The sequence below is a fragment of the Persicitalea sp. genome, from assembly GCF_041751555.1.
In the GTDB taxonomy this organism is placed as follows: Bacteria; Bacteroidota; Bacteroidia; order Cytophagales; family Spirosomataceae; genus Persicitalea.
Map to the genome: position 1 here is coordinate 1 of NZ_JBGSXF010000726.1, position 13,695 is coordinate 13,695.

The 13,695-nt window shown below is 53.7% G+C and carries 13 protein-coding genes; 7 read left to right on the top strand and 6 right to left on the bottom strand.

Going from position 1 to position 13,695, the window contains the following annotated elements:
* Positions 1–42: 42 nt before the first annotated feature.
* Both ACEW8P_RS25430 and adhP read right to left on the bottom strand, forming a co-directional pair.
* Positions 43–1,074, bottom strand: a complete 1,032-nt coding sequence (locus ACEW8P_RS25430) for an IS5 family transposase (RefSeq protein ID WP_373515868.1) — start codon at positions 1,072–1,074, stop codon at positions 43–45.
* A gap of 542 nt (positions 1,075–1,616) precedes the next feature.
* Positions 1,617–2,645 (bottom strand): alcohol dehydrogenase AdhP, encoded by a 1,029-nt coding sequence (adhP, locus tag ACEW8P_RS25435; RefSeq protein WP_373515869.1) that lies wholly within the window; start codon positions 2,643–2,645, stop codon positions 1,617–1,619.
* A 206-nt stretch (positions 2,646–2,851) separates the two neighbouring features.
* On the opposite strand from adhP, the gene ACEW8P_RS25440 reads away from it, so the two are divergent.
* Together ACEW8P_RS25440 and ACEW8P_RS25445 are read left to right on the top strand one after the other, a co-directional pair.
* Positions 2,852–3,682: a universal stress protein gene (locus ACEW8P_RS25440; protein WP_373515870.1), complete on the top strand. Its 831-nt coding sequence runs from the start codon at positions 2,852–2,854 to the stop codon at positions 3,680–3,682.
* Between the two features lie 119 nt (positions 3,683–3,801).
* Complete coding sequence (locus ACEW8P_RS25445; RefSeq protein ID WP_373515871.1) at positions 3,802–4,146, top strand: hypothetical protein; 345 nt, start codon at positions 3,802–3,804, stop codon at positions 4,144–4,146.
* A 72-nt stretch (positions 4,147–4,218) separates the two neighbouring features.
* Here ACEW8P_RS25445 and ACEW8P_RS25450 read toward each other — a convergent pair whose 3' ends face one another.
* From ACEW8P_RS25450 to ACEW8P_RS25465, 4 genes are all read right to left on the bottom strand, one after another.
* Positions 4,219–5,343, bottom strand: coding sequence for a hypothetical protein (locus ACEW8P_RS25450; protein ID WP_373515872.1), 1,125 nt, complete (start codon positions 5,341–5,343; stop codon positions 4,219–4,221).
* Between the two features lie 3 nt (positions 5,344–5,346).
* Complete coding sequence (locus tag ACEW8P_RS25455) at positions 5,347–6,177, bottom strand: DUF6544 family protein (RefSeq protein WP_373515873.1); 831 nt, start codon at positions 6,175–6,177, stop codon at positions 5,347–5,349.
* Between the two features lie 90 nt (positions 6,178–6,267).
* A complete protein-coding gene (locus tag ACEW8P_RS25460; protein ID WP_373515874.1) occupies positions 6,268–6,423 on the bottom strand; it encodes a hypothetical protein in 156 nt (51 codons plus the stop codon).
* 56 nt (positions 6,424–6,479) lie between these two features.
* Entirely contained in the window at positions 6,480–7,475 is a 996-nt protein-coding gene (locus ACEW8P_RS25465; RefSeq protein ID WP_373515875.1) for a 2-hydroxyacid dehydrogenase, read from the bottom strand.
* 89 nt (positions 7,476–7,564) lie between these two features.
* Here ACEW8P_RS25465 and ACEW8P_RS25470 point away from each other — a divergent pair, with 89 nt between their 5' ends.
* The 5 genes from ACEW8P_RS25470 (at position 7,565) to ACEW8P_RS25490 (ending at position 13,665) form a co-directional block, all read left to right on the top strand.
* Positions 7,565–7,726: a hypothetical protein gene (locus ACEW8P_RS25470; RefSeq protein WP_373515876.1), complete on the top strand. Its 162-nt coding sequence runs from the start codon at positions 7,565–7,567 to the stop codon at positions 7,724–7,726.
* A gap of 103 nt (positions 7,727–7,829) precedes the next feature.
* Positions 7,830–9,047: an exo-alpha-sialidase gene (locus ACEW8P_RS25475; protein WP_373515877.1), complete on the top strand. Its 1,218-nt coding sequence runs from the start codon at positions 7,830–7,832 to the stop codon at positions 9,045–9,047.
* Positions 9,048–9,146: 99 nt separating this feature from the next.
* The gene (locus ACEW8P_RS25480; RefSeq protein WP_373515878.1) at positions 9,147–9,674 is read left to right on the top strand and encodes a hypothetical protein; all 528 of its coding nucleotides are present in this window, start codon (positions 9,147–9,149) and stop codon (positions 9,672–9,674) included.
* Positions 9,675–9,800: 126 nt separating this feature from the next.
* Complete coding sequence (locus ACEW8P_RS25485) at positions 9,801–13,058, top strand: C25 family cysteine peptidase (RefSeq protein ID WP_373515879.1); 3,258 nt, start codon at positions 9,801–9,803, stop codon at positions 13,056–13,058.
* 193 nt (positions 13,059–13,251) lie between these two features.
* Positions 13,252–13,665, top strand: coding sequence for a YHYH protein (locus ACEW8P_RS25490; protein WP_373515880.1), 414 nt, complete (start codon positions 13,252–13,254; stop codon positions 13,663–13,665).
* Positions 13,666–13,695 lie beyond the last annotated feature (30 nt).

Below are 13,695 nucleotides of genomic sequence, written 5' to 3' on the forward strand. Positions count from 1 at the left end.
CCCTTTTTTAAAAATGTCTAGTAGTGTGGCTTTGTTGCATGGCTACGTAGGTACTTGTTTCACAGCTTTGGGCATCCCTAATTTTGTGAGTCGGTTTAGGCAGCTTGCCTTCACGCGAGCTTCAGCTTGTTGATTTGCCAGCAAGCGAGTTGACAACCGCTCGCCGAAAGTCGTCTTCCAGCGGAACATGCCCGTTTCCGCTTTACTGCGACGGTGGTAACCAATCTGGCGTTTCCATTCGGCTAAACCCACGCAATCAATCTGTCTAATCGCCTCATTGCGAGGATGTATCAAATCATTCCCTGCTTCGTCTGTCCAGATTACCGCGTTGCAACGGGGCGGTATCACCGGCTCAATCCGACGCGTTTCCAACTCTTCATAGACCTTCACCTGGTCATAAGCACCATCGCCACTCGACCGGGCAATGGGATAGGTAATGTTGGCCACTAAGGGCTTGACCATGTCGGCATCGCTGATGGCGTTGGTTGTCAATTCGACGGCATGAAGCTCGCTGGTGGCCTCATCCACTGCCAGATGCAATTTGCGCCAGGTGCGTCGCTTATCGGCCCCGTGTTTTTTCACTTTCCATTCTCCCTCGCCGTAGACCTTTAACCCCGTGCTATCGAGGACAATATAAATCCGTTCGCTGGGTATGTCGCGAGGGGGTGTTGGTGGGATAAACGCGTTGATTCGAGCTTGCCGGCGACATAGTTGCGTATAGGAAGGCACTTGTAATTCCATCTTCATCACGTCTAAGAGGCTCTGAATCAGACCCTGTGTTTGCCGAAAAGCCACGGGCCGCTCGTGCGGTCGAAATACCGCTTTGAGGGCTAATGCCGCCTGAATGCACTGCTCTGAATAGTGAAACAGGCCCCCAGCGACACGTGGCCCCTCGAAGTACCAATGGTCGAGGGTATTTTGATCGAGCCAAAGGGTAGTAAACCCCCTATTAATCAGAGATTTATTATACTCTGGCCAATTGGTAAGTCGGTACTTTGCCTTAATAGTTGGCGGTTCTTTCTGCGCTTTTGGCGGTTGATTGTCAGCTTGGGTAAAAAAGTGTATTTTTGGCATAGCACCGGGCCGTCAGGCGGCAGCTTTGTAGGTTTGGCGATCTCAAAGTTCGCCATTCCGGTGCTTTTTCATTCATAAGGGTAAGGGGTAAGTTCCAACAGGTGCCATGCAACAAAGCCTCGTAAACTGCATTTTGTAGCCCTGAAATGGCCCAATACACCAGCGCAGGGTGAAGCCCTGCGAATAAAATGAAGCTACATTTCTTAGCCCTGGAAGGGCGTAATTCTGCTAGGCTTTTAGTTTTTATCTTGTACTTTTAATTCTTAATTGAGCAGCAGTTCCGGGCAGGACGAGCAGTGAATTCCACACCTTCAGCAACACCTGCCTGCTAGCACAAAAACGAATCGCCATAAAAAATAAAACGACAGAAGAAATGCAGTTTGGATAACTGGCACTTCGTCTCGCATTGGCAAAGCAATGGCTTTTGAATGGGCAAGATCAGGATACAAGGCCGTGGTTTCTTCCAGGCGTAAAGAACTTTTGGATTCTGATACTTTAACAATTTTTGTGGTTAAGTTCAATCAGGCAAGAAACCCCGACGTTCACAAACTCATATCGAGTACCATGCGCCCGGCTATTTTCCCATCTGCCAAATCAGACATTACCCGATCGACGTTGTCCAGGCTTTCGGTGTGAAAATGGGTCTTGACCTTCCCCTGGGCCGCAAAGGACAAACTCTCGGTCAGGTCGAGTCTTGTGCCGACGATTGACCCGCGCACCGTCTTTCCATTCAACACCACGTCGAATATATTCAGGTCGAAATCCCCGGCGGGTAGTCCGACCATGACCATCGTTCCGTGGCGGCGCAGCATCCCGAGTCCCTGCTCGAAGGCCGGCCGGGAAGGGGCCGTCACCAGCACGCCCTGTGCGCCGCCGATTTGTTTTTCAATGGCGCTGACCGGATCCTCTTTGCTCGCGTTGACCACCAGATCGGCACCTACCGTAAGGGCCAGCTCTAACTTGTCGTCCTGAATGTCCACCGCCGCTACGCGCATGCCCATTGCCTTGGCGTATTGCACGGCCAAGTGTCCCAAGCCACCTATTCCCGACACGACTACCCATTCGCCCGGACGGGTTTCCGTTTCCTTCAGACCCTTGTACACCGTCAACCCGGCGCACAGAATGGGGGCGGCTTCCAGGAACGAAATTGCATCGGGAATGTGGCCTACGTAGTTGGGGTCGGCCAGCACGTACTCGGCAAAACTACCCTGCACCGAGTAGCCGGTATTCTGCTGTTTCAAACAGAGCGTTTCCCGTCCCGCTAAGCAATACTCGCAATGGCCGCAAGCGGTGTACAGCCACGGTACGCCGACGCGGTCGCCTTCCTTCACCTGGGTCACGCCCTCGCCCACGGCTACCACGGTGCCCACCCCTTCGTGTCCTGGAATCAGGGGTAACGTGGGCAGGACGGGCCAATCTCCGCAGATCGCGTGAAGGTCGGTGTGACACACGCCGCAAGCGGCCACATTGACCAGGATACGTCCCGGCACTACGGCGGGCACGGGCATTTCTTCAATCATAAGCGGACGACCAAAATGCCGGAGTACCGCTGCTTTCATCGTTTTTTTCATCAGGTAGTGTAGTTGGATTGACGTGGTTGAGGCAGATAGATCAGAAACTAAAACTGTCCAAAGACCTCTTTGCCAAAAGTACCGCGCTCAGTCTGCGAAAGAGGTGGCTCTAATCATAGCCAGACCTGATTTTCATCAAGTGCGTATCGGCTTAGTTGTGGGAACTTTGCAGACATTAATTGCACCAACCCTACTCATTATTTCTCTTGAAAACCATCGTCGTTGCCACAGACCTCACGGCCAATTCCAACAAAGCGGCCCACTTTGCCGCCCAACTCGCCCGCGACCAGGGGGCGAAACTGATTCTGGTCAATATCTTTCGATACTGGCCCTCCAACCCCGCCGAGGTAGTTGGTGACTACCCACTTAGCCGCGAGGAAATGCACGATAATCATCAGCGCGAGTTGGATAGTCTCGCTGCGCTGCTCACGAAGAAATACGGTACGGGCCTCGGTATCGAATCGCAAACCGAAGAGGGGTACGTCATCCCTACGATTCAGGGAGTTGTAAATGATAAGAAGGCCGATTTGCTGGTCATGTCTCCCATTGGATCAGCGCCACAAGGCGCTCAGATCATGGGCAGCGTCGCCACGGAAATGGTCACGCAAACGACTGTGCCGCTGCTGATTGTCCCGCCCTCGCAACAATACAGCCCCTTCAAGAATGCGGTGCTGGGCGTTGACTTGGACAACCCGCCGGATGCCCTGGTGTTCGACAACGTGCTAAGGTTCGCCGAGCGGTTGGGCTGCGTGGTCAACGTCATTTCCGTTCATAACCAGCCGGAAGATCCGGCCATTAAAAAAAGGGCCGAACACATCCGGCATTTGCTGGCTTCGGTCCCCCACACCTTCACGCTAAAGAAAGGCAAGGAGATATACGAAACCCTTATGGACTTCTCAGTAAGTACCAAAGCTGACCTGATGATCATGATGCCGCAGAAACACGGCTGGTTTTGGAGTGTATTCAATCAGGGCGAAACCGAGCGGATGGCTCGTCTGACGGACATTCCGCTTTTGGTTCTTGCCCCGGGGGAGTGAGCAGCCTTCGTTTTCCCGTAAATCGGCTAATTTCTCACAGGAAAATTCCCATGCTGGTTATTTCAAAATCCGAGTCCTCAGATTACCAATCCTAATTTTACTCATTTAATTTATAAGGCATGAATATCAGGGATTTACATACCAATCCAAAGAGCGTTTCTTTGGTTAAACTCTTCAAGAGCGACGAAACCACTGCGAACGCCGTGCAGATCTTGCGCGGAGAAACGCTGCAAAAACATTTTTCTAATGTTCCCGCCTTGCTTCTGTGCGTGGAGGGCGAAGCGATTTTTGAAGATGAAAACGGGGTGTCCGCTTCCCTCAAGCCCGGCGATTACGTTGACATTGTGCCTATGGTGAAACATTGGGTGAAAGGGGTAGAAACCAGCCAACTGATCTTGATTAAATTAATAATAAACCGCCGCCAAATAGGGCACTTATTCCCAGAAAATCCAGGAGAAAAATAAAAATATTTTGTGTAGGTTTTGGTTTCATTATTCTGACTTTCCAAGTTGAAGAATTATTGCAAGGGTTTAATTTTAAACGCGCAAAAAACTCCCAACCGGACGCCTAAGCGATACCGGGTCAGGATATGTATCTAAATACCCAACTCTCAGAATGAACTGTATCGGTTGGCTGATGCCCATAAATCCGACCATCATTTGCCTTGTCGAGGGTTCTTCCAGTATCTGAGTCATTGGGTGTATGGCGATGTACTTTTCCCTGACACTCAGGAACAACCGCTCCATTCGTTTGCCCGTTTCAAGCAACGAACCGACGGAATCATCCTTACTGGTAATCAATATCCACCCGGCCGACTGTGCGACCTGTTGGATAACTTTGTCGATACTCTGCTCCCGGAATGCCTTTTTCATCACATCCGCTTTTCCGTAGAAATTTCTTAAAAACCAGCCCGGAATTCCGTCAATTTCCATACTGGACGTCGTGAGTCCATCCCGGTATTTTTCCGCATCCTGGCTTGAAAAACGAATCCATTCCGATAGTTCTTTTTGGGCGGTATCCCGGTAAGATTGTATTCGGTTGGCCTCAATGGTTTGTTCGTTCAACCACGGGGATTGCATGGCGGTATTGGGGATAAAATGCACATATTCCGAGTCATCGCCGATCAGGGATTTGACATCTTCTTTTTTCAAAACCTCAGCCCTGTAATCCGACCGCACGGTTCGGCGCTGCCTTATTTTTTCAACGTCATAGATCCGGGGAAGGGCTTTTACCAGCTTGACTTCCACTACGTTTTCTGCTTCGTTGCCGGTAGCCAGTAAAACGAAATCACAATCGTAACCCAGGTTCCCGGCGGCACACTCCAGATTTTGCAAAAAGGCCCCAATGGATAAAATTGTCTCCCGTTGCGTGGGGTCCACGCCGGGAAGCCATTTGGTGCTGTCGTTGCCGATTATCCAGTGGTAAGGTTCCACATAGTTTACAAACCAAGGCTGAGTATTGTGTCCGCTTGGTGCCAGCGAAGCCAGGTATAATATCGCCCTTTCATCGGGGCTCAACGGCGTTCTGCCCGGCTCGTCGGTACTATCCGACCGGATGTAGTTTTCCGTGTCACTCAGGGAGTAGCCCGCAATCCCGGCCACCGCAGTGGTGCCTGCTGCCAGGGCAATGAATTTTCTTCGATCTATCCGTACTTTTTCCATGTTTCAGCGGTAGCAATGGGGTTGGTCGTAATCCAGGTCTCTTAAAGTGAAACGCGCGTAAGGTTTCTCTATCCCGTCGATCAGCCAGGCAGCCCTGCATCGAAAGGGTATCCTGATCCCGTTGATTTCGCGGTAATCAGAAAATTGCCCGATCCAGGTCTGCATCTGTGTTTCATCGCTATATCGTTGCGCCTGAACCCGGGTGATTTCGCCCTTCTCGTTGAAATGCATCTGGCACGAAACCGTCAGGCCGTGGTCGGTCAGGGTGAGCGTGGCCGAATCATGGTCGATGGGGAACCAGACAGCCTGACCGACGGGTAGCAAGCTGGTCGGAAACCAAACGGCTTCGGCAAGCCAGCGCAATAGTTCGCCCTGATCGAAACTGGGACCCGACCCTCGTTGAATGGGTAATACACTCAACAGCCGAACGGTCAGACTACCCCGCCCGGCCACATACTGGTCGCATGCACTGAACCAGGTGGTTGTGCCGATCCAGATGTAGGCTGGCCTGTCGGCCAGAAAATATTCTTCGCCGGTAATTGCTACCCAGTCCTTTTCCAGATTGGTTTTGAACTGCCCGTCGTGCCGAAGCCGGACGGGTCGCAGGTAAGGTTGGCCGGGTTTCAGCACGTGTCGGAAATACCGCTGTACCGGCCCAGGCAGATCGGCTAACTGGGCCGGGTCGTAGGTTTTGACCGGGCTGTTTTCTGCTTTGGAAAACAAGTCCTTCACCTCCCGGCGTAGCTGACGGCTTGCGAGAAACCGCCCGCCCAGCCACGCGGCAACGGGAAGGGCTACGGCTGACAGAATCAGCAAACTGGTGTTGCGTTTCATAACCGGGCTTAATTTGAAGATGTAAATACCAGCCACCGAATTGTTCCGGGGCTGGTATTTCAGACTGGTTTAGCCAATCATTGCATTAGCTCACTTTCCCCCTTTCTTGCCTTTTTTGGGCAATTTGGGTGGAATAATCCCGGTCTCATTCTTCTCGTAATTCGGGACTTTGGCCGCCCCGCGCACCTTGGGTGCTTTGGTGGCTACTTTTTTGATGTTTTTGTTCTTCTTTTCCTCGTGTGCCATGATAATTGGGTTTTAAAGATGTATTCTGTTCAATCGGTCTAATTCTTACTCCGTAGTCACGCCACCACGGTGGCATCGGCAGGGAACCGTTGCTGCTCCAGGTAGGTCAGGTTATTGAGCGTGGTGCGCGCGATCTGCTCCATCGCTTCTCGGGTAAAAAAGCCCTGATGCGACGTAACCAGCACATTGGGGGAGTGCGTCAAGGCATTCAGATCGTCATCGGGCATTGGTTTATCCGACCAGTCGCTGAAAAAGAACTCATCTTCCAGTTCATACACGTCCATACCCAGCGCCCCCAACTGACCGCTCTGTAGGGCGGTTAGAACGGCAGGCGTATCCAGTAAGCCCCCCCGACTGGTATTGATCAGGTACGCGCCGGGTTTCATCCGGGCGAGGGCGGCAGCATCCATCAAATGGTGCGTCTCGGGCGTAAGCGGACAGTGCAGTGATATGACGTCAGCTTTCGAGAGCAACTCGTTCAGCGGCAGATACTCTACGCCGAGCTGTTGAAAAACCGCCGATCGCACCTTGTCGTAGGCCAGCACATGGCAACCAAAGCCGAGCATGATGCGGGCGAAGGCCTGACCGATTTTTCCGGTACCGATGATCCCAATCCGCTTACCCCAGAGATCGAATCCCATCAAACCGTCGAGCGTAAAGTTGTTTTGGTTGGTTCGTTGGTAAGCCAGATGGGTCTTCCGGTTTAGGGTCAACAGCAACGCCAACGCGTGTTCGGCCACGGAATGGGGCGAGTAGGTGGGTACGCGCAAAATATGGATCCCCAACTCCTGGGCCGCTACGATATCGACCTGATTATAACCCGTGCAGCGTAGCGCCACGAGCCGGATTTTTCGGTCGGCCAGTACCTGTAAGGTGGGCCGCATGAGGTGATCGTTCACGAAAACGCATATCGCCTGGTGCCCGGCGGCCAAATGAACGGTTTCTGGCGTGAGCGCCTGGGGCAGAAACGTGAGCTGATGCCGATGGTTGCTATTGGCGGCTTCTAGGAAAGGTTGTTCGTAAGGCTGACAGCTGAAGAAAGCGATTTTCATGAATGAGTCTGGCTAAGTGAACCGATGCAGAATGATTCAAAGGTGAACAACTTGTCCATGCGCTGTTATGATAGCGGTCACCCCCAAGCATGACTATTACCTGTGGACTTATTTACGCCCTTTCAAAACTCGATGGCAAACTTCAAAAGGGAGATGTGAAGGCCATTCGCGAAATTCTGGACAAAGAACCGTACGGCGACCTGACTGTCTGCGGCCTTTTCCTGCGGGATTACCGACGTAGCGGTGGGTAGCAAGTGCTATCCACAGCCTTCTGTATGTTCAAATCCTGAATTTGTTTCTCTTTTGTTAACACTCCTTCTACTGACTTTTCCAAACCCCTGAGATCCTTAAACTATGAAAAAGCTGTTTGGTCTGAGTGCGCTGGCATTGCTGATGTTAGGTACCTGCTTTGGACAAGGCAGGCTGGTTCAGTCCGCTCAGGAGGCCGCAAATGTTCAGTCCAAAAGTAAGGGCCCCACCGAAACGGTGGTTTTCGAGAATGACCAGAACGGCTACCAGTGTTACCGCATCCCAGCCATTGTAAAAGCCCCAAATGGCGACCTGCTGGCCTTTGCCGAAGCGCGACGTGACGACTGCGGCGACTTTGGAGATGTGGATTTGGTATTGAAACGCAGCCGTGACAACGGCCGAACTTGGGGCGAGATGCAACTAGTCGTGGATTTCGGAAGCAATCAGGCGGGCAACCCCGCTCCGGTATTCGATCTGACCGACCCGGCCTTTTCGAAAGGCCGACTGTTCTTGTTTTACAACACGGGTACGGCCTCCGAGAGCGACAATCGCAAGGGAAAGGCAGTGCGAGAAGTTTGGTATAAAACCAGCACCGACCACGGCAAAAGTTGGAGCGAGCCCGTGAACATCACGCACCAAACCTCGCGGCCCAATGCTCCGGCGACTAATCCGGCTTACACTTTTAAAGAAGACTGGCGCTCTTACGCCAACACGCCCGGCCACGCGCTGCAAATCCAAAACGGCAAGTACAAGGGTCGGCTCTTCGTGGCGGCCAATCATTCCGCCGGGCCGCCGCAGGAGCAATTTCGCGATTACCGCGCCCACGCCTTCTACTCCGATGACCACGGCAAAACTTTTAAGCTAAGCCCAAACATAGACTACCCCGGTAGCAACGAGGCCACCGCCGCTGAAACTTCGGACGGTAGTTTGCTCTTCAACTGCCGCAACCAGTCGGGCGACGCCAAGTACCGGATTCAGGCGTTCAGCCGCGATGCGGGTGCGAGTTGGACGGAAGAGAAAGTCATGAAAGACCTGTCCGACCCGGTTTGTGAAGGTAGTTTGATTAGCTACAAACCCAAAAGGGGCAAGCCCGTGTTACTTTTTTCTAACCTCGATAGCCAGGACAAACGCGAGAATCTCACGATTCGTCGCAGCACCGACGATGGCAGAAGTTGGTCGCCGGGCAAGGTAGTTTATGCTGGCCCGGCGGCCTATTCCGATTTGGTAATTCAAAAGAACGGCGATATCGGAGTTTTGTACGAAAAGGACGGCTACAAACGTATTGTCTATGCGCAGTTTGATTATGTATGGGTGAATGAATGATGAGTATCTGAGCACCTAAGAAAAAACTGACGATTGACTTTGCTCACTTCACAAACCAGAAAAACTTAGGTACTTTGGAGCTCAGGTACTTAAAAAACGATGCGGTATCTCGGGATTTGGCTACTCTTGCTGGCTCATTTTAGTGCAAAGGCGCAAACGCCCTACGGCAACGAGTGGCTCAATCCTTCGCAGACCTACCTGCGCATTGGCACTACCCAAAACGGCTGGTACCGCCTGAATGCCGCCGACCTGCGAAAGCAGGGACTGGATTTATCTAAAATTCCCGCCCAATCGTTGCAGCTTTTCCGGCGCGGGCAGGAAGTCGCCATCCAGGTACAGGGCGAAGAAGACGGGAGGCTGGATTCGCTGGATTACGTGGAATTCTACGGTCAGCGCAATGATGGTTGGCTCGATACGCTGCTCTACGTATCGCCCGAGCTCATGCCTCATCCGCATTACAGCCTGTATTCCGACACGGCTACCTACTTCCTGACGTGGCGCACCGACGGGGAACCCGGCCGGCGGATCGCCCAGGTCTCCTCTAATTCTGTTTCCGCTGCAACTACCCACCATCAGGAAACTATCCTGCAAGTTCAGGCCAACGAGTATGCCGCCGGAGCGATTTAGCCGCCGGGCGCTGGGCCCGACGACGGTTACCTCCAAACCTTTGGCGACACGGGCGAGGGCTGGACGGGCGGGCTACACCGCACCAGCCAATGGGCGGGCGGATTGGGTCTCCAAACGGAAAAACCATTGCTCGATTCCTTCGCCACGGCGGCGGTGGAGATGCTCTTTGTGGGTCGCTACGTAGGCCAGCACAGGGTAGAAGTCTGGATCGGCAATCCGTTGCAGCAGAGCAGAAAACTGGGCGAAGTGCAGTGGGACAACTACGACACGCAACCATTCAAGGCCAACCTGCTGCCCGAAGACCTCGATAGCCTCGGCAGAATCAACGTCACCTTCGTACCTAGAGGTACGAACGAGCGCGTTTCGGTTTCATATCTCAGATGGACATACCCGCAGCGACTGGCCGCCGCCAGTTCCGCTGACCAGAAAACACTATTTCCCAACGGAGCAACCGCCCTTCGCTTAGACTCCGCCCGCAATGCCCGATTTTTCGATGTGTCGGTACCCGGTGCGCCCCGGCAACTACCTGCCTCAAATAAGGAAGAGCAAGTGACGGTTACGCCATCGGGTAGTTCCTCAATTTTGGTGGTCAGGAAACCGCTCTCCGTTACCAGTCTTCATCCGGTAAAATTCAGAAAGATTGACTCGGTCGGTACCAACTACCTCATTATTACACATCCGCTCGTGCGGAAGCCCGTGAACGGTAGCGACGACCCGGTGGCTGACTACGCCGCCTACCGGGCTTCTGCGGCGGGAGGTAGTTTCAAGCCATTGGTCATAAATGCCGCCGAAGTATTTGACCAGTTCAACTACGGCGAACCCGGCCCCGCAGGAATGCGGAGGCTGATGCGCTGGCTGCACGACCGCGCGAAGCTCCAATACGTGTTGCTGCTCGGGCAATCGCGCTCGCCGCAGGCCGCGCGTAAGAAACCCACCGCCCGCTCGGAAGACATGGTTCCCAGCGCGGGCTGGCCCGATTCGGATATGGCCCTCGGCGTGGGCCTCGACCCCGCCGACCCATACACGCCGCTGGTACCAATCGGCCGGGTGAACGCCTACACTTCGCAAAACGTGTGGGATTATTTGCAAAAAGTAAAACAGCATGAGGCCGTCCCGGCCGCCGCGCCCTGGCGCAAGAACGTGCTGCACCTCAGCGGCGGACGCTCGGGCAATGAACTGATTTTGTTCCGATATTTTACTGATTCTTACGCCAGCAAGATCAAAGGTTCGTTCGCGGCTCCTGATTTACAAACTATTTCCAAAAAGACCGACGAAGAGATTGAGCGTTTTCCCATCGCGCCCATCATTAACGAAGGCGTGGCCCTGATGACGCTTTACGGGCATTCGAGCCTAAACGTGACAGACATTGAGATTGGTGAGGTGTCCAAAGACGCCCTCGGCTACCGCAATAAAGGCCACTATCCGGCGGTGATTGTGAACGGCTGCGCTCTGGGGAATTTCTATTTTGCCGGGCCACCCACCAGCACCGACTGGATTCTCACGCCCAATCGAGGCGCAGTGCTGTTCGTAGCCCACACGCACCTGGGCTTCACAGCAGCACTTCACAACTACACTTCCTCATTCTACGAAGCCCTGGCCGATCCTGCCTTCGCTAGTCGTCCCTTCGGCGATATTATGCGCGAGGGAATTCGACGTAATATGAGCCGCAATCCTACGCTTAGCGACCGCGTGACTGCCACCCAAATGGGCTTGCAGGGTGACCCGGCTCTTAAAATATTCCCCGCTACCCGGCCCGACTACGCCTGGCAAACTACCTCGGTTAGCGTGACCAATCAGGAAGGCCGGAAAATCTCGGCCTGGGACGACTCCCTGCGCGTGACAGCCCGTGTGGCCAACTACGGGCGGTTCGTACAGGGCACTTACACGCTGACGATTTCTCGCAAAAAAGCTTCGCAACTGATCGCTGAGTACACCCTCGTTCGTCGGGCCATACCTTTGCAAGATTCACTGAGTTTCACTTTTCCCAACGTCAGCCGTCAGGGCGGGGAAGAAACCTGGGAGTTCCGGCTAGACGCCGAAAACGCGATTGCCGAGGAAGATGAAACCAACAACCTTTTTTCCACCCAAATTCAAGTCACTGAGGGCGGCGCGATTCCGCTGCTGCCCGCCGACCAGTCCGTTTTTGTGGAACCCAAAATCGAATTGGTAGCCCAGATTCCGGCAGGACGCAAAACGGCGGCGGTCGTTTTCGAGTGGAGCAAGAGCGCGGACTTTGGTGCTGATATTCAGCGCGATACTGTGCGCACCGAACTCATCTTGGCAAGAAAAATTCTAACGTTGACCAATCCCCAAATCGTTTACTGGCGGGTACGTCTTGCGGGCGATTCGGCGGCTTCGGCGTCCCGCTCTTTCCGTTACGCTCCCGACGGCCCGGTCCGCGTTTCGTCGTTGCCCGAAGGCATCGTGGACGTTACAAGTACCTATCCGTCCGTGGTGGACGAAGGTACCGTTTTCCGGGCCAGCGTGTCGTTCAGGAACATCACTGACTTTCCTTTCCGGGATTCGATCAGGGTACTTTTACGGGAGTTTTATGAAAATAAGGTTTTGGAAAGTACCTTTAAAATTGCTCCGCTGGCCGCGAAGGGTAGTTATGTCTTCAATTTTATCCAAAGTACCATATCCAGGCCAGGTTTCCATCGGGCACTGATCTACTTCAACGTCGATCAACTACCCGAAGAATTTTATCCCAATAACGTCGCCGAAGTACTTTACACCGTCCGGCCCGACCGCGTGCCACCGCTGCTGGATGTGATGCTGGATGATCGCCGCCTCGCCGATGGGGAAGCCGTTTCTCCGCAACCCAAAATCCAGGTTCGGCTTTCAGATTCCAACCCTTATTTGCTCCGCATCGACACGACGGACTTGCAAGTAAGCCTTTGGAAAACCTGCGATAAATGCCCGGAAACGCTCATCCCGCTGGAAAAAGCCACTTGGTCGCCAACGCCCGTGGCCGATTTCCGCGTTGATTTCAGCTTTTCCAAGCTCACACCGGGTACTTATCGCCTGAAAGTGGAAGGCCGCGACCTCGTCGGCAACGCCGCTGCACCTTACGAAATCCGTTTTCGCGTGGCTGAAAGCAATCAAATCATATCAACCACAGCCTCGCCCAATCCGGCGGATTTTTGGGTGAAGTTCGGGCTGGAACTGGAAGGGAAAAACGCACCCATTAGTTGGCGCGTCCAGGTTTTTGATTTGAACGGAAAGACCATTGCCACACTACAACATCAGCCCAACCTGGGCCGCAACGAGATGCTTTGGCTTCCGGCGGGTGTCGCCTCGGGCGTTTATCTGTACAAGATGGCGTTGGAAGGCGAAGGCTGGCCGCTGTCGATTGCAGGAGGAAAACTTTTGCTGGTAAAGTAGAGCCGGACAGGCGCACTTTCGGACAGGCGTACCTTCGGACAGGCGCACCTGCGAACCCATGTGTTCACCTAAGCGGATTGCGAGGCCGCCGCAAATCCTAACGTGGGCGCAGCTTACAAAAACTACTGCGTGGAATGCTTGCCCTCCTACGTTTCCACGATAACGAACACCTTATTATATTCCCATCACTCCCGTGAAGCTGAGTACTTCCTACACCTTCGCCACCGGACAGGGAGGTGCGGCGGGGCCATCGACCAGGGGAATTGCGTTCAACGCGCCCGCGCCTACCGACGCCATTCTGGGAGCCTACACGCTGGCACCCTTCGACGACGCTGGCGGACATATAAACCCCAACGCGAGTTACCACTACCACGCCGTAAATGGCGGCACAACCCAAATTGCCCAAAAGGACGGTCATGCCGCCATGATCGGCTACGCGATGGATGGCTACGGGATGTACGGGCAGTTGGACGCCAATGGCAAGGAACCAACCGACCTCGACGACTGCCGGGAGCATTACGATGCGACGCGCGGCTACCACTACCACGTGGCCGCGCCGGGTTCCAACAATTTTATCAACTGCCTGAAAGGCGCTTACGCCAAGTGAGCGTGTAGCTTAATCCAGGAAAGTTATAGG